Annotated in this window: 18 protein-coding genes and 1 tRNA gene; 13 read left to right on the forward strand and 6 right to left on the reverse strand. The window is 57.2% G+C overall.

All coding sequences use genetic code 11. The features are described from left to right. Positions 1 to 182: 182 nt before the first annotated feature. From HNI00_RS14050 to HNI00_RS14060, 3 genes are all read right to left on the reverse strand, one after another. On the reverse strand, positions 183 to 1,322 hold the full coding sequence (locus tag HNI00_RS14050) for a zinc-dependent alcohol dehydrogenase (protein WP_316787175.1): 1,140 nt from the start codon (positions 1,320 to 1,322) through the stop codon (positions 183 to 185). Between the two features lie 5 nt (positions 1,323 to 1,327). Next, the gene (gene pyrE / locus HNI00_RS14055) at positions 1,328 to 1,957 is read right to left on the reverse strand and encodes an orotate phosphoribosyltransferase (protein ID WP_316787177.1); all 630 of its coding nucleotides are present in this window, start codon (positions 1,955 to 1,957) and stop codon (positions 1,328 to 1,330) included. Between the two features lie 35 nt (positions 1,958 to 1,992). Further along, positions 1,993 to 2,065 (reverse strand) — tRNA-Ile (locus HNI00_RS14060). Positions 2,066 to 2,385: 320 nt separating this feature from the next. Here HNI00_RS14060 and HNI00_RS14065 point away from each other — a divergent pair. The 8 genes from HNI00_RS14065 (at position 2,386) to HNI00_RS14100 (ending at position 13,331) form a co-directional block, all read left to right on the forward strand. After that, positions 2,386 to 2,736, forward strand: a complete 351-nt coding sequence (locus HNI00_RS14065; RefSeq protein WP_316787179.1) for a hypothetical protein — start codon at positions 2,386 to 2,388, stop codon at positions 2,734 to 2,736. 37 nt (positions 2,737 to 2,773) lie between these two features. Then, positions 2,774 to 4,219 (forward strand): hemolysin family protein, encoded by a 1,446-nt coding sequence (locus HNI00_RS14070; RefSeq protein WP_316787181.1) that lies wholly within the window; start codon positions 2,774 to 2,776, stop codon positions 4,217 to 4,219. 39 nt (positions 4,220 to 4,258) lie between these two features. Further along, complete coding sequence (locus HNI00_RS14075) at positions 4,259 to 6,736, forward strand: HAD-IC family P-type ATPase (protein ID WP_316787183.1); 2,478 nt, start codon at positions 4,259 to 4,261, stop codon at positions 6,734 to 6,736. Between the two features lie 85 nt (positions 6,737 to 6,821). Beyond that, a complete protein-coding gene (locus HNI00_RS14080; protein ID WP_172357986.1) occupies positions 6,822 to 7,247 on the forward strand; it encodes a peptidylprolyl isomerase in 426 nt (141 codons plus the stop codon). Between the two features lie 464 nt (positions 7,248 to 7,711). Beyond that, positions 7,712 to 9,571 carry an NAD(P)H-quinone oxidoreductase subunit F gene (locus tag HNI00_RS14085; protein WP_316787187.1) on the forward strand — a complete coding sequence of 620 codons (1,860 nt, stop codon included), beginning with the start codon at positions 7,712 to 7,714 and terminating at the stop codon, positions 9,569 to 9,571. Between the two features lie 40 nt (positions 9,572 to 9,611). Continuing rightward, positions 9,612 to 11,153, forward strand: coding sequence for an NADH-quinone oxidoreductase subunit M (locus tag HNI00_RS14090; protein ID WP_316787189.1), 1,542 nt, complete (start codon positions 9,612 to 9,614; stop codon positions 11,151 to 11,153). Positions 11,154 to 11,225: 72 nt separating this feature from the next. Continuing rightward, positions 11,226 to 12,533 carry a CO2 hydration protein gene (locus HNI00_RS14095; RefSeq protein WP_172357989.1) on the forward strand — a complete coding sequence of 436 codons (1,308 nt, stop codon included), beginning with the start codon at positions 11,226 to 11,228 and terminating at the stop codon, positions 12,531 to 12,533. 396 nt (positions 12,534 to 12,929) lie between these two features. Further along, positions 12,930 to 13,331, forward strand: coding sequence for a fasciclin domain-containing protein (locus HNI00_RS14100; RefSeq protein WP_068515115.1), 402 nt, complete (start codon positions 12,930 to 12,932; stop codon positions 13,329 to 13,331). A gap of 225 nt (positions 13,332 to 13,556) precedes the next feature. On the opposite strand, the gene HNI00_RS14105 is transcribed toward HNI00_RS14100, so the two are convergent. Beyond that, entirely contained in the window at positions 13,557 to 13,802 is a 246-nt protein-coding gene (locus HNI00_RS14105; protein WP_297079769.1) for a hypothetical protein, read from the reverse strand. A 611-nt stretch (positions 13,803 to 14,413) separates the two neighbouring features. Here HNI00_RS14105 and HNI00_RS14110 point away from each other — a divergent pair. Beyond that, positions 14,414 to 14,932 (forward strand): hypothetical protein, encoded by a 519-nt coding sequence (locus HNI00_RS14110; RefSeq protein ID WP_316787194.1) that lies wholly within the window; start codon positions 14,414 to 14,416, stop codon positions 14,930 to 14,932. Here the strand turns inward: HNI00_RS14110 and HNI00_RS14115 are convergent. Further along, a complete protein-coding gene (locus tag HNI00_RS14115; protein WP_316787196.1) occupies positions 14,929 to 15,270 on the reverse strand; it encodes a TMEM165/GDT1 family protein in 342 nt (113 codons plus the stop codon). The genes HNI00_RS14110 and HNI00_RS14115 overlap by 4 nt on opposite strands. Positions 15,271 to 15,277: 7 nt before the next feature. Next, positions 15,278 to 15,703, reverse strand: coding sequence for a TMEM165/GDT1 family protein (locus HNI00_RS14120; protein ID WP_420156362.1), 426 nt, complete (start codon positions 15,701 to 15,703; stop codon positions 15,278 to 15,280). Positions 15,704 to 15,941: 238 nt separating this feature from the next. Between HNI00_RS14120 and HNI00_RS14125 the strand changes: the two genes are divergently transcribed. The 4 genes from HNI00_RS14125 (at position 15,942) to ppk1 (ending at position 20,059) form a co-directional block, all read left to right on the forward strand. After that, complete coding sequence (locus HNI00_RS14125; protein WP_316787200.1) at positions 15,942 to 16,649, forward strand: bifunctional 4-hydroxy-2-oxoglutarate aldolase/2-dehydro-3-deoxy-phosphogluconate aldolase; 708 nt, start codon at positions 15,942 to 15,944, stop codon at positions 16,647 to 16,649. Positions 16,650 to 16,798: 149 nt separating this feature from the next. Continuing rightward, positions 16,799 to 17,404: a superoxide dismutase [Fe] gene (gene sodB, locus HNI00_RS14130; protein WP_172358316.1), complete on the forward strand. Its 606-nt coding sequence runs from the start codon at positions 16,799 to 16,801 to the stop codon at positions 17,402 to 17,404. A gap of 231 nt (positions 17,405 to 17,635) precedes the next feature. After that, entirely contained in the window at positions 17,636 to 17,842 is a 207-nt protein-coding gene (locus tag HNI00_RS14135; protein ID WP_068514529.1) for a hypothetical protein, read from the forward strand. Between the two features lie 99 nt (positions 17,843 to 17,941). Further along, positions 17,942 to 20,059, forward strand: coding sequence for a polyphosphate kinase 1 (ppk1, locus tag HNI00_RS14140; RefSeq protein WP_316787204.1), 2,118 nt, complete (start codon positions 17,942 to 17,944; stop codon positions 20,057 to 20,059). The last annotated feature ends 7 nt before the right edge of the window (positions 20,060 to 20,066 follow it).

Raw genomic sequence — 20,066 nt, forward strand, 5'->3', positions numbered from 1 at the left:
TGAGATTGCTGGAAGCCTTGCAGACGCTTGACGAGCAACCCAAAATCGCAAATCCAAAATCGAAAATTGATAGAGCCGCCTCTCGCTCCTCATCCCTGAGGTTCCTGGTTCCGCTCTCTAAGCATTAGGGTATGCCGGGTGAAGGAGAGATCCGTCCGCATTTTCACGCGATTTCCCAGGCGTTAGGGGCGCATAGCGACTTTGATCACAGTGCGATCGCGCATATCGTAAAAAGTCTGTTGCAAGTCCTTGAGCGGACGCTCGTCGCTGATCAGCTTTTCAAAGGGGCGATCGCCCGCCGCTAGCATCGCCAGCGCATCGCGGACGTGGCGCGGCGTGCTGTGAAAGACTCCCTTCAGCGTCAGTTCGCTGTAGTGCAGTGGCTCGGTGCTGACGGTAATCGTGGTGTCCCGTGGGCAGCCGCCAAACAGATTCACGGTTCCCCCTGGACGCACACAGGCGATCGCCTGTTCCCACACGCTGGGCACGCCTGTCGCTTCGATGACCACATCCGCGCCCCAGCCCTCTGTCAGCGACTTCACCAGCCCAGGCACATCCGCCACCTGGCGATGGTTGAACCCCTGCGATGCCCCAAACGCCTCGCCCACCCGGAGCCGTGTGGGGCTACCGCCAAAGAGGAAGATGTCGCAAGGAGCGTTTGCGTGTTGGCGTGAGGGAAGAGGGAAGAACGAAGAACGAAGAGGTTCCGTTTTTCGTTCTTCGTTTTTCGTTCTTTCCGCCTCTCCCCCTCTCCCCCCAACGCCATAGCCCAGCGACAGCGCCGCCACAAACATCAGCCCAATCGCGCCGTCCCCCAAAATCACGACGCGATCGCCCGACTGGATATTCGAGCGAGACAGCCCGTGCAGCACGCAGGCCAGGGGTTCTGTCATCGCGGCGATCGCATCGGACATGCCTTCAGGAATTGGCAAGAGGTTGTGCTGCACAATGGGCGCAGGAATGGTCAGAAACTCTGCAAATGTGCCATTGTTAAACACCAGTTGGGTGCAGAGCGAGTATTCCTGCCTTTGGCAAAAGAAGCAATCCATGCAGGGCGCAGAGTTGTTCGCCACGACGCGATCGCCCACCTGCCAGCCCGTCACCCCGTCGCCCAGCGCCGCGATATGCCCTGCGCCCTCGTGCCCAAAGCGAGTCGGCGGCTTTAGCATCTTGGCATGACCACCCCGCCGCCACACCTTGAGATCCGTGCCGCAGGTCGTTGCCGCCGTCACCCGCAGCAGCACCTCTCCCGGCCCCGGCACAGGTGGCGCTTGCTGCTCCAGGCGCAGGTCTTCCTGACCATAGAGGACGGCTGCCAGCATTTTCTTTATCCCTCACCCGCTCGTTGCAGCGCTGCCCAGCGAGACTGGATCTCGGTAATCGAAAAAATCGCCTGAAAGCCCAGCCCCTCTTGGTAATACAAGTCTGCTGCGCCCTGATGGCGATCGACCAGGGAAATGATATGGTTCACCACATACCCGGCATCGCGCAGACGATCGACCGCTTTGAGCGCCGATTGTCCTGTGGTCACCACGTCTTCTAGCACCACCACCGGGCTACCCGACGGCAAAACCGGCCCTTCAATATAAGCTTGGGTGCCGTGGCCCTTCGCCTCTTTGCGGACGATCAGCGCGGCGAGCGATCGCCCCTCATAGGCCCCCACCACGCTCGTCGCCGTCACCAGCGGATCGGCCCCCAGCGTCAGCCCCGCCACCGCTACCGCCTCCGCCGGAACCTGGGCCAGCAGCAGCCGTCCACAGGCCAGCCCACCCCACGGATGCAGCGTCACCAGCTTGCCATTGATGTAGTAGCGGCTCGTCTGCCCGGAGGACAGGGTAAACTCGCCTTCCTTGTACGCCGCCTCGCAAAATAAATCCAGCACCGACTGGCGCAGCGTAGGCAGGTCGCAGGTGGCCACAGCAACAGGGGGGCGTGGACTAGAACTTTGGAGGGTCATGTTGTAAGTTAGGATGATCTCGAAAACCCAGAAAATCCAGGGTGCAGGGGTCGAACCTGCCTGAGGCGAATTATGAGTTCGCTGCCTAATCCGCTCGGCCAACCCTGGTTAGGCAAATCGCCCACACGGGGCACCGTGCCTTTGCTAGTCCATTGTAATGTCGGAGTGGCGGATTTCAAGTCTGCACACACTTGAATTTTCCAGTGCCGATTTTCCAGGCTGTTGATATTCTTATATTCTGAAAGCCTGCATTCTGAAAGCGTGCATTCTGAAGTGCCTGTATTTTTGGAAGCGCTTGCTTTCTTAATAGAATCTCCTCTCAAGCTCACATCTCAAGCTCGTATCTCAAAGCTAGTTAACCCCACTTGCCTCGCATCGCGTCAGTTCCGCAATTCCTTAAAGCCTTTACTACAGAATTAAAAGCCTCTATGAAACTTAATTCTACCGTCGCACTGACGTTAATCTTGCTGACGCTCATGGCCGCAGCGGGGGTGGCAAGCGGCATTTGGGGCTATGCGCTGGGGCGTGAGGCACTGCGCGGCGTGACCCAGCCCGACGTGCGTCCGACCTCGCTGGGCAGCGAAGCCGCCGGAGAACAGGGCAGCCGCGACGAGATCATCATCATTCCCGAATCTAAAATCATCGAGGATGTAAAAAATCGAATCAACAACAGTCAGCCTGCTCGCTCCAGCACAGAAGGACTGGGACGAGTCAGCGACGCTGGAGGCAAGGAGGACACTATCAACCCTGTCAATCGAGCTAGGTGGTGGCTTGGATGAGTCTTTGGTCTTGTCCCTGTTTTCCTGATAGTCGCGGATGATTCCCCTTGCTGCTTCGGTTGTTGCGCTCAGCGCTGCCCAGCCCCTCACGGCCTCTGGCGTGATGTTAAGACTTCTGGCAGTTCTATCGCTGATTGCCATCAATGCGTTTTTTGTGGCAGCAGAATTTTCCATTGTATCCGTGCGGCAGTCGCGCATCAGCCAGTTGGTTATGGCGGGTGACGTGCAGGCCAGAACCGTGCAGGATTTGCAGCGCAGTCTAGAGCGGCTGCTGTCTACTGCCCAGTTGGGCATTACCTTATCCAGCTTGGCGCTGGGCTGGATTGGCGAAAAAACGGTAGCCGTGCTGCTGCAAACTGGACTCAGCCGCTTACCGCTGGGCGCGACGGGGCAACTGGCGATTTCTCACTCCGTGGGGGTTCTGGTCTCCTTTTTGCTGATTGCCTATCTGCAAATTGTGCTGGGAGAACTCTGCCCCAAGGCTCTGGCGCTGCTCTATCCAGAGCAACTGGCGCGGTTTTTGGGGCCGCCCAGTCTGGCGATCGCCCGCTTTTTTAACCCCTTTATCTGGGTGTTGAACCAGTCTACCCACTGGCTGCTGCGGCTGATTGGCATCCGCGACAGCAACCAGGGCTGGTATAACCGCGTCACGCCAGAAGAATTGCAGCTTATTATCCAAACCTCCAGCGAAACCAGTGGACTAGAAGAAGAGGAGCGGGAGCTACTCAGCAACGCGCTGGAGTTTGCCGAAGTGTCTGTGCAGGCGGTCATGGTGCCCCGCATCAGCATCACAGCCCTGCCCCAGGATGCCACCTTTCAAGACCTGCTGGATGCCGTTGCGGAAACGGGGCACTCTCGCTATCCCGTGATTGGCGACTCGCTGGATGACATCCTGGGGATTATCTATTTCAAGGAACTGGCGGCTCCGCTGGTGCAGGGGCAAATCACGCTGGAAAGTCCTATTACGCCGTGGGTGCGCCCGGCGCAGTTTGTGCCCGAAAACCTGGAACTCAGTGAGCTATTGCAACTGATGCAGCGATCGCGCCAGGCCCTGGTCATGGTCGTCGATGAGTTTGGCGGCACGGCTGGACTGGTGACGCTGAAGGATCTGGCCTCCGAGATTATCGGCTATCCCGACGAGCCAGACACCCCCGAAGAGGAGCCGATGATCCAGCAATTGGATGAGCGGACGACGCTGGTGCAGGCGCAGATGACCCTGGAAGAGGTGAATGAGGCGCTCGACCTCGACCTGCCAATTCTAGACGACTACCAAACGCTGGGCGGCTTTTTGATTCACCAATTGCAAAAAATCCCTGTGCAGGGCGACAGCCTCCGCTACGGCGATTTGCACCTGACGGTGACCTCGGCGGCCGGCCCCCGACTGCACCAGATTCGCATCGAGCGATCGCCCGTCCCAGACTCAGCCCCTTCCTCCACAACCTCAGCCGATACCAATGCGCCATCCATAACCCCCAACCCCTAACTTGCTACACTAGCCGTCATACGGACTTGACGCACACATATGAGTGAAGCGGGTGTTCCTCAAGCATTTGCGCTGCATGGGCTGACCGAGGACGAGGCGATCGCCCGACGCGCAGCAGGACAAGGCAATAACGTCACCCTCCAATCCACCCGCTCCTACGGGCAGATTCTTCGCGAAAATCTGTTTACGTTTATCAACAGTGTTTTCTTTTTGCTCAGCCTGGTGATGTTTTTGCTGCGGCGACCGGGCGACGGATTTTTGGTAGTGGTCGTCATCTTTGGCGGCGTGTTGATTAACATCTACCAGGAAATTTGGGCAAAACGAAAGCTGGATCAAATCGCTCTCCTCAGCCGACCCAAGGCGACCGTCATCCGCGCCGGACAGGAGCGCGAAATTGACCCCAGTGAAATCGTGCTGGGGGACGTGCTGTTGCTGCGGCCGGGCGACCAAGTGGTGGTGGATGGGGCGATCTTGGGCGACGGCCATGCCGAGCTAGACGAATCGCTGCTGACGGGCGAATCGGAACTTGTGCCCAAAACGGCGGGCGAACGGGTCTATTCTGGCAGCTTTTGCGTCAGCGGGACGGCCTGCTACGAGGCGCAGAAAGTCGGCAAGGACACCTTTGCTTATCAGCTCATGGCAGGGGCGCGGGCGTTTCGCAACATCCTGACCCCGCTCCAGCGTGAAATTAACGTCGTGATTCGCGTCTTTGTGCTGATCGCCTGCTTTTTGTGGATTTTGATCAGCATTAGCTTTCTCAGCCAGTCCTATTCCCTCAACGACGTGGCGCAGCGGGCGGCGGTGGTGGCAGGGCTAGTCCCCGCAGGGCTGCTGCTGGCGATTACGCTGGCCTATGGGCTGGGAGCAGTGCGGATGCTGGGGCAGCAGGTGTTGATTCAGCAGGCAAATGCGGTGGAGTCGCTGAGCCATGTGGAGGTGCTGTGTTTGGACAAAACTGGGACGCTGACGACGAATCACCTGACGCTGGAAGCGGTGTATCCTATTGGCATTCCAGAAGAGGAGCTGCGATCGCACTTGGGCGACTTTGCCGCCAGCCTCAGCGCCACCAACCGCACCAGCGAGGCGATCGCCGCTGTCTGTCCCGGCTCCGTGCGATCGCCCATTGCCGAAGTGCCCTTTTCCTCCGCACGAAAATGGAGTGCGATCGCCTTTGACAACGGCCCGCGTCCCGGAACCTACGTGCTGGGTGCGCCCGAAATTCTCCTGAAAGCCGCGCCGCTGCCCGCCAACTGGGTCAGCCGGATGCGGCGGATGACAGAAGAGGGACTGCGGGTGGTGCTGCTGGCCTGGAGTGCCGACTGGGCAGCGCTCAAGGAAACGGTTGCGATGCCCCAGATGCCGCCCGATCTTACGCCGCTGGGGCTGCTCTGCTTTAGCGACCAGTTGCGGCCAGAGGCCTACGAAACGCTCCAGGGCTTCCGGCAGGCAGGGATCGAGGTGAAAATTATCTCTGGCGACAACCCCCAGACCGTCGCCGCCTTGGCCAAGCAAGCAGGGCTGAGCGACCAAATTTCGCTCATTTCCGGCACAGAATTGGCCGACCTCGATGCCGCCCAGTTTGCCCAGGCCGCTCAGGCGCACACCATTTTCGGCCGCATCACGCCCGACCAAAAAGCTGACCTGGTGCGGGCGCTGCGAAAATCGGGGCGCTATGTTGCCATGATTGGCGACGGCGTGAACGACGTGCTGGCGCTGAAGCAGGCCCACTTGGCGATCGCCATGGAAAGCGGCAGCAAAGCCACACGCGGGGTCGCCGATATCGTGCTGCTGCGAGACTCTTTTGCCGCACTGCCCCATGCGTTTCTGGAGGGACAGCGGATTCGCAGCGGCATCCAGGACGTGATGAAGCTATTCCTGGTGCGCGTGTTTTGCGTTACGCTGCTGATCTTTGCCACGGCCATCGTCACCGACAGCTTCCCCCTCGAAAACAAGCAGAGCGCAGTGGTGACGCTGATCGGCGTGGGGCTGCCGACAATCTTTATCCCCGTCTGGGCGAAGCCTGCGCCCACGCCACGCGGCGGATTGGTGCGCTCGATGCTGCATTTTGTAGTGCCTGCCACCCTCAGCCTGACGCTGGTGTCGCTGCTGGTGTACCTGTTTTTCCTGGTCAGCGCCGTGCTGGATTTGCCGCCGTTTCAGGAACTCCGCCAGGTCGATTATTCCCTGCCCCGCAGCGCCTTGGTGACGATTTTAGTGCTGGGGCAACTGTGCCTGCTGCCGTTTCTCAAACCCCCAACCCGCGCCTGGGTCGGCGGCGAACCCTACAGCGGCGACTGGCGCTATACCCTGATGGCGATCGCCCTGCTGGGGATTTACCTGCTGATCGTCGCCCTGCCGCCGCTGCGAGAATTCTTTGAACTGTCGCCGCTGAGCCTTCCTGGCTATCTCTACATCGGGCTGGTGGCGGTGGAATGGTGCCTGCTGCTGCGCTTTATCTGGCGATCGCGCTTTTTCGATCGATTTCTGGGCGTTGATCTGAGCGATCGCCCCAGTTGATACACTAAGACGGCATATTCTTCATCCGAATATGCATTCCCAGGCATTTTTCATTAGATGCTCGTTTGCAATCTCAGGAGATCCCATGACCCGCGCCATTATGGAAACCGAGAAGGGCACGATTACCCTGGAACTGTTTGACCAGGACGCGCCCAACACCGTGAAAAACTTTGTGGATTTGTCGAACAAAGGCTTTTATGACGGGCTGAACTTTCACCGCGTCATTCCCGACTTTGTGATTCAGGGTGGCTGCCCCAACGGCGATGGTCGCGGCGGCCCGGGCTACACCATCAAGTGCGAAACTGCTGGCAACCCCCACAAGCACCAAGCCGGCTCCCTGTCGATGGCCCATGCTGGAAAAGACACAGGCGGCAGCCAATTCTTTATCTGCCATTCGCCCCAGCCCCACTTGGACGGCAAGCATACGGTGTTTGGCAAGACGGAAGATATGGACGTGGTGAACGCGATTCGCCCTGGCGACAAGATTTTGTCGGTCAAGATCGAGCCGTAGTCTCAGCCCAAGCTAACCCTCAGCCTCATTGACCCCTTGCCCGGTGCGCGAGGGTTTTTCCAAAAACCAAGCGGATGCCCAGAGCCTCGTCTCCTGGCATCCGCTTTTTGTGTAGTGAATCGTAGGACAATAAACGGAGAAGCAATACGGAGCAGCAATATAAGCAGATTTTCTTCGATGCATTAAGCGATCTGTATCGAAGAAAATCTATCTAGTTTCGATTTGCTTTAGGTTTTAAGCTAATCTAGAAAACATCTGATATAGATTTTTTTCAATATCTATCTAGGTCGTCATAGACTTAGGTCTTCGCGCTCAGGCTTCCAACCGCGACCCTCTTCGCTCTGATTTCGCTCTAAGACTGATGTCCTGTCCTGCATCACAGAGCCAATTTGGAGCATGTTAAGAGGGTTGAAGCTTTGAGCTACTTAGCTTTCAGACTTGATCCCTCACCCAACCCCCGGAATATGGCTGAACTCCTTATTCAAAGTGCGTGGCTCATTCCCTGCTACCCGCTGATGGGCATGGTACTGTCCATCCTTTGGTTTCCCTCAGTAACTCGCCTGACGGGGCCGCGTCCAGCAGGATACGTGAACCTGATCATGACGGCGATCGCCTTTCTGCACGCGCTGCTGATTTTCCCAGCCCTCTGGCAACAGCCCGCCGTCGAATTTCGCCTGCACTGGCTGACGGTCGCTGGGCTGGATTTAACCCTGCCTCTGGAAGTGTCCGCCCTGACCATCGGCGCAGTCTTGCTCGTTACTGGCATCAACTTCCTGTCTCAACTCTACGCCGTTGGCTACCTGGAAATGGACTGGGGCTGGGCACGGTTCTTTGCGCTGCTGGCGCTGTTTGAAGGCGGCATGTGCGGGCTGGCGCTATGCGACTCGCTGTTTTTCGCCTACATGATTCTGGAAATCCTGACGCTGGGAACCTACCTGCTGATTGGCTTCTGGTTTAACCAATCGCTGGTGGTGACGGGGGCACGAGATGCCTTTTTGACCAAGCGGATTGGCGACCTGTTCTTGCTAATGGGCGTGCTGGCGATTTATCCGCTGGCAGGCACTTGGGACTTTGACGGACTGGCAGCCTGGGCCCAGACGGCTGAAGTGAATCCAAAGCTGATGACGCTGGTCGGGCTGGCGCTGGTGGCGGGGCCGATGGGCAAGTGCGCCCAGTTTCCCCTGCACCTGTGGCTGGACGAGGCGATGGAAGGCCCCTTTCCCAGCACCATTCTGCGAAACTCGGTCGTTGTGGCGACGGGGGCCTGGGTGCTGATCAAGCTGCAACCCGTGCTGGCGCTGTCGCCCACTGTCACTACTGCTGTTATTGCTATTGGAGCCGTCACTGCGCTGGGCGCATCCCTCATTTCCATTGCCCAGATTGACATCAAGCGATCGCTCTCCTATCTGGCTAGCGCCTACATGGGCATCGTGTTTATGGCGGTGGGTGCCGGTCAAATGCAGGCGGCGCTGCTGCTGCTGCTGACCTATGCGATCGCCGTTTCGGCCATGATTATGAGCTGCGGCTCCATCGTGCTGAACAGTATTACGCAGGACTTGACGCAGCTTGGCGGGCTATGGAGCCGTCGCCCGGTGTCGGGGTTGTCCTACGCAATTGGGGCGCTGGGTCTAGTCGCGGTTCCCCCCTTGGGCGGGTTTTGGGCGCTGCTGAAACTGGTGGATGGGCTGCGTGAAGACTCTCCTGCCGTGGCAATCATTCTGCTGGTGGTGAATGATTTGGTGGCCTTCAGCGTGGTGCGGGTGTTTTGCCTGATTTTTGGCAACCAGGCAAAGCAGATGTCCCAGCGATCGCCCGAAAATCTCTGGCCTGTGACCCTGCCGATGGTTGTGGTGGCGGCCCTGACGCTGCACCTGCCGCTGGTGCTACAAAGCCTGAACCTGCTGCCAAATTGGGCGCAGCTAGATAAAACCGCTGCCCTGCTGCTCACTTGGTCGAGTTTGGCTGGCATGGCGATCGCCGCTGTGGTTTACCTAGGCCCCGTCGAAAAGCCTGTGCGCCTGCCCTGGAAGCCGCTGCAAGACCTGTTCGCCTACGACTTCTATACCCCCAAGATCTACCGCTCTAGCGTTGTAGGCAGTGTGGATATCGTGTCGCGGCTGGTGGACTGGGGCGATCGCTACATTGTCGATGGACTGGTGAATCTAGTCGGAATTGCCTCAATCTTTGGCGGCGAAACCCTGAAGTATGGCAACACGGGCAAAACCCAGTTCTATGCGCTCACGATTGCTGTTGGTTTGACGGTGCTGATTGTTCTCAGCGCTTGGTCGATTTTGTCCAACCTGAAGCTCGTTGTGTTTGGCTAATTCCTCACTCTGACCCCCATTCCTGATTCTTCCCAAACCTATGCTCAGCATCTTGATTTGGCTACCGATTGTTGCTGCCCTTGTGCTAGCGCTGCTGCCATCGTCGATTTCAGGCCCAAAAGTGCGAGCGATCGCCCTCTGGGGTTCCGCTGGCATCCTGGCATACACCCTGTTTCTCGCCAGCCAGTTTGATCTCAGCAATCCGGGGCTGCAAATGCAGGAATACTTGCCCTGGATCGAACCGCTGGGGCTGGACTATCGCCTCGGCGTGGATGGTTTATCGCTGGTGCTGCTGGTGCTGAATAGCCTGCTCACCTGGATCGCCATCTTCAGCAGTTCCGAAACAACCGAGCGGCCGCGCCTGTTTTATGGGCTGGTGCTGCTGGTCAGCGGCGGCGTGGCAGGCGCATTCGTCGCGCAAAATTTGATGCTGTTCTTCCTACTGTATGAACTGGAACTGGTGCCTTTTTACCTGCTGATTTCCATCTGGGGTGGCGAAAAGCGGGGCTACGCAGCGGTCAAGTTTCTGATTTACACTGCGCTGTCGGGGGCGCTGATTTTGGCGGGCTTCTTGGGGCTGGTCTGGTTCACAGGTAGCAAGTCCTTTGACTACAGCGCCTTGATGGGGCAGACGCTGCCATTGGGGCTGCAAGTCGCGCTGCTAGTGACGCTGCTGATCGGCTTTGGCATTAAGGTGCCGCTGGTGCCGTTCCACACCTGGCTCCCGGATACCTACGTGTCGGCTTCGGCTCCGGTCGCTATTCTGCTGGGCGGCGTGCTGGCAAAGCTGGGAGCCTACGGCATTTTCCGCTTTTGTCTGTCGCTGTTTCCCGATGCCTGGGCGCTGTTGGCTCCCTGGCTGGCTACTTGGGGGTCGATTAGCATCCTCTATGGCGCAACGGCGGCGATCGCCCAAAAGGACATCAAGCGCATGGTCGCCTACAGTTCCGTGGGTCACATGGGTTATCTGCTGCTAGCGGGCGCAGCCCTCACCAGCCTTAGCATGGTCGGCGCGATCGTCCAAATGTTTGCCCACGGCGTGATTCTGGCGCTGCTATTTCATCTGGTCGGCGTGATCGAAACCAAAGTTGGCACTCGTGAACTGGATGTGCTGAACGGTCTGCTGAACCCGATTCGCGGACTGCCGTCGGTCAGCGCTCTGCTGATTTTGGGCGGCATGGCCAGCGCAGGCATTCCCGGACTGGTGGGCTTTATTGCCGAGTTTCTGATCTTCCAGGGCAGCTACACCGTGTTCCCGGTGCAAACCCTAATGGGCGTGGTCGGCACAGGCTTGACGGCTGTGTACTTCGTCATTCTGATGAACCGCACCTGCTTCGGCAAGCTGGACAATGCGATCGCCCGCTTTCCCCAGGTGCAATGGGCAGAGCGCGTTCCCGCCCTGGTGCTTGCCTGGATTATCTTCCTGCTGGGCATCCAGCCCAACTGGCTCGTCCGCTGGATCGAACCCACCAGCAACGCGCTGATCGCCGCCGTCACCACACCCGCAGAAACCCGTCTGGCGATTGCCCCTACAGCGAAAACCCCTGATCTTCTGTTGATGTCCAGCCCTATCAGCAAATAGCCAGGTTTCAGGCTTGTTCGCATTCCCCAACACCCTGTCACCCCGTCCTCCCCATTCCTCTTTCATCTTGCCATGACCACTACCCTCCAAACCCCTCCCACCCTCATCCCACCCTCTCGGCATCCCCACGCCGACATCATCCATCGGCTAGAGGCTGGCGGCTCCATGCTGCCCGACACGCCCGAAAACCTGATGCAGATCATCGGCATCTACAAAGCCTACGCCGTGCCGATGGATTTCTACTGGCGCGACCTGCTCTACATTGCCGAGCAGGTGTTTCTCGACCCGTTTCCCTTTTTCAAATACTTCATTTCTCAGGAATACCTCGATCGCCCCAACCACTACGCCGGAGACACGGCCGACCTGCGGATCTGGCGTGGTCGAGCGTCTGCCCACCCGGAACTGTTGGAATTTATGGAAAAGGGTGAACTCAAGAAAAAGCTGCCCAAGCTCTTGCACCACCTCTGGCACGACCGGGTGAATATGGAATTTGCCGAAGAATGTATGCGGGCGATGCTGTGGCATCGGCACATGTACGCTCCGGTGAACCAGTTTGATGCCTATCTAGACTCCGATGAATATAAGCAAAATGCCGATCGCGCCATCCGCGCCTATTTCAAGAAAAACCCGGTGATGCTGGGGCTATACAAACTCTTCCCCGATATGTTCCTGGAAAAGGTGCGGGAACTGTCTTACTACTCCAATCTGGGGCTGTTCTGGGAAGTGATGGCTCCGGTGTTTTTCGAGATGTCGGACATCTACGATGAGGGCGGGTTCAAGGGCGTGCCCGACGCGATGAACTTTTTGGTGAACGGCATTTTTGCGATCGCCGGCCGTCCTATTTACCATCATGCCTACATCGACGGCGAATGCTATGAAATCATTCCCAAGTCCAAGGGCTTTACCTGGCTCTACGAGGCGGCGCTACCCTACGTAGAAGCCGTGTTCTACCGTACCTCTCCCTTCCGGGGCACCAAGTCCTACAACGCCCAGGCTAACCAAGTGCCCGCAGACCAGAAAGACTTTCACTACGGCATTCTCTATGCCGACGTGTTTCCTGTAGGTACTGCGGGCATTCCGCCGACGCTACTGATGCAGGACATGCTGCACTTCCTGCCGCCTTACCTGGTGGAATATTATCATCAACACTGCCGGGGAGAAGACGACATGCTAGTGCAGTTGGGGATTACCTTCCAGCGGTCGATGTACAACGTCACATCGGCGGTGATTCAGGCATTGCGGACGGCGCTGCTGTATCCGCTGGATGATCCCAATCCTAAGCACCGCATGGCCAATCGCAAGTTCTTTGAAGCGCAGATGGATCGGTTCCTGCGCCCAGAGGCTCGCCTGCGTGATATCCAGAGTCCAGACTATCGCTAGGTTCTCCTTGAGTTCTCTTGGACTGAAGTCTTTTCGGACAGGCTCGGTTCCTCCTGAACAAGCTACTGTGTACATCCAAGTTTTCTATGCTTGAGCGGCGATGCTTTGATCCCCCCTAGCCCCCCTTGCTCAAGGGGGGAACTGATCCCCCCTAGCCCCCCTTGAGCAAGGGGGGAACTGGATCGGAAGTCCCCCTTGCTAAGGGGGATTTAGGGGGATCTTTCAGCGCCTAACGCAAACAAGCGAGAGGTGTATACACCGTAGCCTTAACAAGGGGGCTGAGGGTGGATCAGGCCCAGAGGCTTCAAATAGGCTTCAAACATATGAGTCCTAATTGACTCTTAAATCAATTCACTGATCTGTTCACTGACCAATCTATCTAACATTCCTTAAGCTATGCCTACGATTGTCGATATTGCTGTGCAAACGGAAGGCTTTTCTACGCTCGTCGCAGCAGTGCAAGCGGCGGGTCTGGTAGAGGTGTTGCAGAGCGGCGGCCCGTTCACCGTGTTCGCGCCAACGGACGATGCCTTTGCCAAATTGCCACCCGGCACTATTCAAACCCTTGTGCAAAATCCGCCGCAGCTTGGGCGCATTTTGAAGTATCATGTCGTGTCTGGTAAGTACACCCAGGCGGATCTCAAGGGACTGAAAAGCCTGACTTCTGTCGAAGGCTCAGTAATTCCGCTTGATCTGTCCGATGCCTTTGAGGTGAAAAATGCGACGGTGGTGATGCCCGACGTGGAAGCGGACAATGGCGTGATTCACGTAATTGATAACGTGATTTTGATGGGCTGAATCTGGGTGGGTTGATCCTTCTCGATCTCTCAGGACTTACGCAGTCAGATCTCCCTATATCCTCCTTGTTCAAGCCCTAACCTGCTTGACGCAGCATTGCTTAGCCTTCACCCCTTTCTGGGTTAGACAGTGCCCGAAACGTAATGATTCTTGGCATAAGGGTGGGCAGCGCACCGGCCGCCCATCCTTATACTTTTAGGGTATTTTTAGGGCTACCCGAACGTGCTAGCGAGACACGCCGATGGTATCGGTGATGGACTGGCTGAGCGATCGCCACTCTTCGTACTCCAGCTTGTCCGATTCGTACAGTTCGCGCAGCACGCCGGAAAATTGCTGGCAGGCGAGATAAAGATCAACCAGCGCCTTGCCTGCGTTTAGCGCCAGAAAGTCGCGCGAGTAGACTACGTCGTCATCGATCCGCTGCCGAGAGGGGGAATAGCAAACGCTGGTATAACCGATTCCTTGAGGCACAACCTCAATCATCCAACCGCGATAAAAGTCTGTTAAGCAAGCACTATTCATACAGGTGACTGGTTTTTCTATATTCGTTGGGAATTCGCTGAGATTGTTTGAGTCCGCGTACGATACGAGGCACCGAATTTGATTCAGTAGCAGCAAGACCTGAAGCAAAAGGACGAAAGCGAGTGCCGGAATGCTCTGACAGCTTGCGCCAACCTGGTTAGTCAAGCCTTAATGCCTTACAACGCTCATCAGTGACCCGTGCTGCCGAGCGTGCTGAGCGGTATCAAGCTGTGCTGAGAGAATTTCTCCGTAGGATCGAGAGCGATCGCCCCAGACGGCTACATGAGACAAACTAAAACCAAGAATTTCCTGAACGCTCTGGAAAACCAGCAGAACCGAGCAATCCAAATTAAAGGAACTATCCGAGAATATACTGAATTTTCCTAGTCTGAGAATAGCGCGAACCAGCGTAATTACTTACGTTAAGTCAGCAAGAATTCATTAAGGATTTGTTGAAGCTCGATTCAGACAAATCTGGTTACGACTCGAAACGATTGTTCATGACTGGATTGAGGCAGATCCGATAGGCTGGAGGTAAGAGTTAAGAATGTCTTATATCCATGATTACTTCTACTAAAGTTAATCTGCTGCCGGGTCGCTCTGTCTGGCAGTCGGCGGTTTTACTGGCGGTAGGGTTTTGGCTCAGCGGCAGCCTGCTGCTGGATCTGGTCGTGATGCCTGCCATGTACGCCAGCGGCATGATGACGCAGCCCGGTTTTGCCAGCGCAGGCTACAGCATGTTCTGGATTTTCAACCGTCTGGGGCTGCTGTGTGTGGCGATCGCCTTCGTGGGGCTTCTCTCGCTGTTGCGTCAGCATAAAGTCGCGGGCTGGGCGATCGCCGCAGTCTGGCTTCTGTTGGGAGTGACCTTTGCATTGACCTACGTGATGACTCCCGTGATGAGCGGGCTGGCGATGCCGCTGAACTGGCTGACGAGCGAAGCCAGCATTCCTGGCAGCATGGCGCAAATGCACGGAATTTACTGGGTTTTGGAACTGGTTAAGCTAGGGCTGAGTGCAGCGCTGCTGGTCGCGGTGGGTGGGCGGTTTTCGGGCGATCGGCTAGAAGCGGAACACTAGGCGGGTTTGTTGCCGTCCAGCGGCTCATCCAGCAACCCATCCAGCGGCTCGTCTGGCAACTCATCCGCCGCACCCGGCAGCAGCAAACGGATAGCCATGACGACAAACCCAATCGCGGCGATCGCCTTGATCCAGCGGGTCGGCACGACCTGAGCCACGCCGCCGCCCAGCATCACGCCCAAAAAACTGGCCAGCACCAGCGCTACTGCCGTCCCCAAAAACACAGCCCGAACGGACTTGCCGCTGCTGCCAAGGGCGATCGCCGCAAGCTGGCTTTTGTCGCCCAGTTCCGACACAAACACCGTGACAAACGCCAGTCCCAGCAAATTCCAGTCCATTTTTGCCCTATCCCTGAATTACATCCCACACCAGCATTCCCGCCACAACCAGCAGCAACACGGCCGCTGCTTTGTCGAGCAGTCGGGGCGAAATGCGGGTTGAGAGCCACTTGCCCAGCAGCACCCCACAAAGACTCGTGGCAATCAGCGCTGAACCCGCTCCCAGAAACACCACCCACGGCGCTTTGGACTGGGCACTCATAAGCAGCACCGTCATTTGGGTTTTGTCGCCAATTTCTGCCAGGAAAATCGTGATGAACGTCGAGAAGAAAATGCCGAATTCGTCTCGCAGACTGAGCGGCTGAGCAGTCGGCGTAGGCTGGGTCGAATCGGCAGCCCCGTCAGACACCGCAGCAGGCGGCTGAATCGAAGGAGAGACTGGGCGCTCAGCGGTCAAAACGGGTGAAGATAGAATCGAGTCGGGGGAAACCAGGCTCACGGGCAGTCACCAATGCTTTTCATATTCTTTTCATTTTATGGCAATCCGTCTGCTCCGTCACCCGCGCTTCTCAAAGTCTGGAAAAAACCCGTTAACCCCCCAGGACTGATGCACTGGCAATAAGCTTTGTGGGTTTTGGACGATTTCTTGCAGGCTGCGCCCGCGAGAAATCGTCCAACTGCGTAAGTCCTGACCCCGTTAAAAACATTTGTGATTTCCCCGTAATTTCCCCGTGATTTCTTCCCATTCTCAGGCGGTTTCCTTCAACGATCGATGGCTGCATTGGCTGCAAACCGAGCGGGCGATCGCCGTCATTCGTGCGCCCAACCTGGCGACCGGCGAGGCCATGGCGCGGGCAGTGGCAGCGGGCGGAATGCGGCTGATCGAAGTTACCTGGAACAGCGATCGCCCTGAAACCCTGGTGCATCAACTGCGGCAGCGCTTGCCCGACTGTCTGATTGGGGCGGGCACGATTACCACTCCCCAACAGGTGAGTGCGGCGATCGCCAGTGGGGCCCAGTTTTTGTTTAGCCCGCACACAAACCGGGCGCTGATTCAGCAGGCGGCCGAGTGCGAGATTCCCTTTGTGGCGGGGGCCCTCACGCCGACGGAAATCATGACCGCATGGCAGGTGGGCGCAGCGGCGGTGAAGGTGTTCCCGATTCAGTGTGTTGGCGGCGCAGACTATTTGCGGGCCGTGCGAGAACCGCTGGGCGAGATTCCGCTAGTGCCCACGGGCGGGGTCACGCTGGAGAATGCGCGAACCATGCTAGAGGCAGGGGCGATCGCCGTTGGGCTGGCGGGGCAGTTATTTCCCAAGGCGGCCGTGAAAAATGGCGAATGGGCGATCGTGCAAGAGCGAGCCGCGCAGCTAAAACACAGCCTTGAACCAAGCCTTGAACCAAGCCTCGGCAGTCGGGCTGCGTTCGGTGCTGTGTAAGACACGGCCGGGCCGATTTTTGATATAAAATTCTATCAATAGTTTGAGGACGCGCTCCGCCTTAGCTACGTCTGGCGGATCATGCGTAAGGGCAACTGGCTCTTCTAGACTCAAACTGAACACAGCGCAGTTAATAGAGGATGAACACTATGCCTATCGAACAGCCGCCCCTGCCTTTTGCGATGGATGCTTTAGAACCCTATGGCATGAAGGCTGAGACGTTTGAATATCACTACGGCAAGCATCACAAAGCTTACGTCGATAACCTGAACAAGGCGATCGAGAGCGATTCTTCCCTGGCGGGCAAGTCTCTGGAAGAAATCATCGTGGCGACTTTTGGCGACTCTGCCAAGGCTGGCGTGTTCAACAACGCCGCTCAGGTCTGGAACCACACCTTCTTCTGGAACAGCCTGAAGCCCGGTGGCGGCGGTGCGCCGACGGGTGACCTGGCCGCCAAGATCGACGCCTCTTTCGGCAGCTACGACAAGTTTCGCGAAGCCTTTGCCAACGCCGCTGCGACCCAGTTTGGCAGCGGTTGGGCTTGGCTGATTGATGACAACGGCACGCTGAAAGTGACCAAGACTCCCAACGCCGAAAACCCCCTAGCACATGGGCAAAAGGCGCTGCTGACCCTCGATGTCTGGGAACATGCCTACTACATCGACTTCCGCAATGCCCGCCCTGCCTTTATCCAGAACTTTTTGGATAAGCTGGTGAACTGGGATTTTGTCGCTGAGAACTTGGCTGCCGCCTAGGTACAACTTGGTTTTGGCTGACGCTGGCGCTTTTTCTGAGGCTTTTTCTAGCTTGATAAAGCGCATGGTTCAGTTTTGCAAGTGATAAAACTGCCGCGAGTGGATAGAGTGCAAAATCGCTTTATCCACTCTTGCTTTGTAAGCGGTTGCCTATGAATAGTGCCGGTGGATAGTTCCGGTAGATACTTCTTAGTAGATAGTTCCTATAGGTGTTTCCGGTGGATAGTTCCTATGAATAGTGAAGACTTGGCGCGTTACATGGCTGAGAGCGATCGCCTCCATCAGCCGTGGCTCCTGGCACAACTGCGGCTCAAAAAGTTGCAGGAGCAGCGAGAAAGCCTGTCTAGCGAGGAGTATCTCCGGGCGTTGGCGGATGTGCATCACGACCTGATGCAGCTTGGGGAATGGTGGGTCGGCCGCGAGGATGAGGTGTTTTGAGTATCCTCAGTTCGAGAATGGGGGGATAATGATCTGATATGATCGGCTGCTCAGCGTTCGCTTCAGATTCCTTAGCTCCAGCCCCCCGATTCTCCTATCGTGTCTTCTACCCAGCCGCCCCAACCCAACTGGTCAGATCCGCAATACTACTTCAGCCGCGAACTGAGCTGGATCGAGTTTAATGCGCGGGTGCTGCATGAGGCGATGGACGAGCGCACGCCCTTGCTGGAGCGCTTGAAGTTTGCGGCGATTTTTAGCAGCAATCTGGATGAGTTTTTTATGGTGCGGGTGGCGGGCATCAAGCGCCAGGTGCAGGCGCAGGTGGATCGGCGATCGCTCGATGGTCGCACGCCACAGGAACAGCTCGAAGCCATTTGCCAAAAGCTTTTGCCCCTAGTCGCAAAGCAGCACCAGCATGTGCAGTCGGTCTTGCGGCCGCAGCTTGCGGGCCACGGCGTTTTCCTGCTGGACTACGCAGCGCTCAACCAGGCCCAGCAGCGCTATTTGCGGGAGTATTTTGAAGAGCGGATTTTTCCCGTGCTAACGCCGCTGGCGGTCGATCCGGGGCATCCCTTTCCACATATTTCTAACCTCAGCTTGAATCTGGCGGTGGTGGTGCGATCGCCCGAAGGAACCAGCCATTTTGCCCGCCTCAAAGTACCCAGTTCACTGCCCCGATTCGTCTTGTTGCCGCTAGAGTTGCAGCGGCGCAAGCAAACGCCAGTCTGGATGGGCGTGCCAATTGAGCAGATCATTGCCCACAATCTGGACAAGCTGTTTCCAGGCATGGAGGTCGTCGCCTGCCATGTGTTTCGAGTTACCCGCAATGCTGACCTGGAAGTGCAGGAGGACGAAGCCGATGACCTACTCCAGGCAATCGAGCAGGAGCTTCGCAAGCGGCGGTTTGCGGGGTCTGTGGTGCGGCTAGAAGTTCACGAATCCATGCCGGATGAAATTCGCCAAACGCTGATGGCGGAGATGGGGCTGAGCAAGGCAGATGTGTATCCGGTGGCGGGGCTGCTCGGCGGGCGCGACCTGATGGCGCTGGTGGATCTGCCATTGCCCCATCTCAAGGATGCGCCCTGGAAACCTGTTGTGCATCCCCGTCTGCGGCGGCTGATGGAGTCTGAATATTCCACAGATGAGGATTTTTTTGCCCTGATCCGGAAGCAGGATTTGCTGGTGCATCATCCGTTTCAGTCGTTTTCGTCGTCGGTGCAGATGTTCCTTCAACTGGCGGCTCAAGACCCCGACGTGCTGACGATTAAGATGACGCTGTATCGCACGTCGGGCGATTCGCCGATTGTGGACGCGCTGATCGCCGCCGCCGAGAACGGTAAGCAGGTGGCGGTGCTGGTGGAGCTAAAGGCACGCTTTGACGAAGAGAATAATATTCAGTGGGCGCGGAAGCTAGAGCAGGTGGGCGTTCATGTGGTCTATGGGCTGGTGGGGCTGAAAACGCATACCAAGCTGATGCTGGTGGTGCGGCAGGAGGGCGATCGCCTGCGTCGCTATGTCCACATTGGCACGGGTAATTACAACCCCAAAACGGCGCGGCTCTACACCGATCTGGGCTTGCTGACCTGTCGGGAGGATCTGGGTGCAGACGTGACGGAGTTGTTTAACGCGCTGACGGGCTACTCGCGGCAAAAAAACTATCGCAAGCTGCTGGTGGCTCCGACCAATTTGCGCGATCGCCTGCTTGACCTGATTCACCGAGAGCGTGAGATTGCCCGTGCAGGTCGCCATGCCCGGATTGTCGCCAAGATGAATGCACTGGTCGATCCGCTGCTGATTGCGGCACTATACGAAGCGTCGCAGGTCGGCGTGCAGATCGACCTGATTGTGCGAGGCATTTGCTGTCTGCGGCCGGGGCTGGCAGGGGTGAGCGATCGCATTCGGGTCATCAGCATTGTGGGCCGGTTTTTGGAGCATTCCCGCATTTTTTATTTTCACAATGACGGCGCGGAGGACGTATACATCGGCAGTGCTGACTGGATGCCGCGCAACCTGGATCGGCGCGTGGAGGCCGTTACGCCAGTGGACGATAGGGCGATCGCCAAAGATTTGCAAGAAATTCTCGGCATCTTGCTGGCCGACAACCGCCAGGCATGGGAGCTTCAGCCCGACGGTAGCTATCGCCAGCGCCATCCTGCATCCCCAGACGCGGTGCAAAGTGCCCAACAAATTCTCATGGAAATGGCGCGGCAGTCCTGATAGAGCG

Origin of the sequence: Thermoleptolyngbya oregonensis NK1-22, assembly GCF_032705245.1 — a bacterium.
GTDB classification, from domain to species: Bacteria; Cyanobacteriota; Cyanobacteriia; order Elainellales; family Elainellaceae; genus Thermoleptolyngbya; species Thermoleptolyngbya sichuanensis.

What these genes read in the sequence shown, in the direction of transcription:
- sodB (WP_172358316.1), top strand. Translation starts at nt 16,799, where the DNA reads ATGCCTATCGAACAGCCGCCCCTGCCTTTTGCGATGGATGCTTTAGAA.
- HNI00_RS14110 (WP_316787194.1), top strand. Translation starts at nt 14,414, where the DNA reads ATGATTACTTCTACTAAAGTTAATCTGCTGCCGGGTCGCTCTGTCTGG.
- HNI00_RS14095 (WP_172357989.1), top strand. Translation starts at nt 11,226, where the DNA reads ATGACCACTACCCTCCAAACCCCTCCCACCCTCATCCCACCCTCTCGG.
- HNI00_RS14135 (WP_068514529.1), top strand. Translation starts at nt 17,636, where the DNA reads ATGAATAGTGAAGACTTGGCGCGTTACATGGCTGAGAGCGATCGCCTC.
- HNI00_RS14080 (WP_172357986.1), top strand. Translation starts at nt 6,822, where the DNA reads ATGACCCGCGCCATTATGGAAACCGAGAAGGGCACGATTACCCTGGAA.
- HNI00_RS14050 (WP_316787175.1), bottom strand. Translation starts at nt 1,322, where the DNA reads ATGCTGGCAGCCGTCCTCTATGGTCAGGAAGACCTGCGCCTGGAGCAG.
- HNI00_RS14090 (WP_316787189.1), top strand. Translation starts at nt 9,612, where the DNA reads ATGCTCAGCATCTTGATTTGGCTACCGATTGTTGCTGCCCTTGTGCTA.
- HNI00_RS14085 (WP_316787187.1), top strand. Translation starts at nt 7,712, where the DNA reads ATGGCTGAACTCCTTATTCAAAGTGCGTGGCTCATTCCCTGCTACCCG.
- HNI00_RS14100 (WP_068515115.1), top strand. Translation starts at nt 12,930, where the DNA reads ATGCCTACGATTGTCGATATTGCTGTGCAAACGGAAGGCTTTTCTACG.
- HNI00_RS14070 (WP_316787181.1), top strand. Translation starts at nt 2,774, where the DNA reads ATGATTCCCCTTGCTGCTTCGGTTGTTGCGCTCAGCGCTGCCCAGCCC.
- pyrE (WP_316787177.1), bottom strand. Translation starts at nt 1,957, where the DNA reads ATGACCCTCCAAAGTTCTAGTCCACGCCCCCCTGTTGCTGTGGCCACC.
- HNI00_RS14065 (WP_316787179.1), top strand. Translation starts at nt 2,386, where the DNA reads ATGAAACTTAATTCTACCGTCGCACTGACGTTAATCTTGCTGACGCTC.
- HNI00_RS14075 (WP_316787183.1), top strand. Translation starts at nt 4,259, where the DNA reads ATGAGTGAAGCGGGTGTTCCTCAAGCATTTGCGCTGCATGGGCTGACC.
- HNI00_RS14115 (WP_316787196.1), bottom strand. Translation starts at nt 15,270, where the DNA reads ATGGACTGGAATTTGCTGGGACTGGCGTTTGTCACGGTGTTTGTGTCG.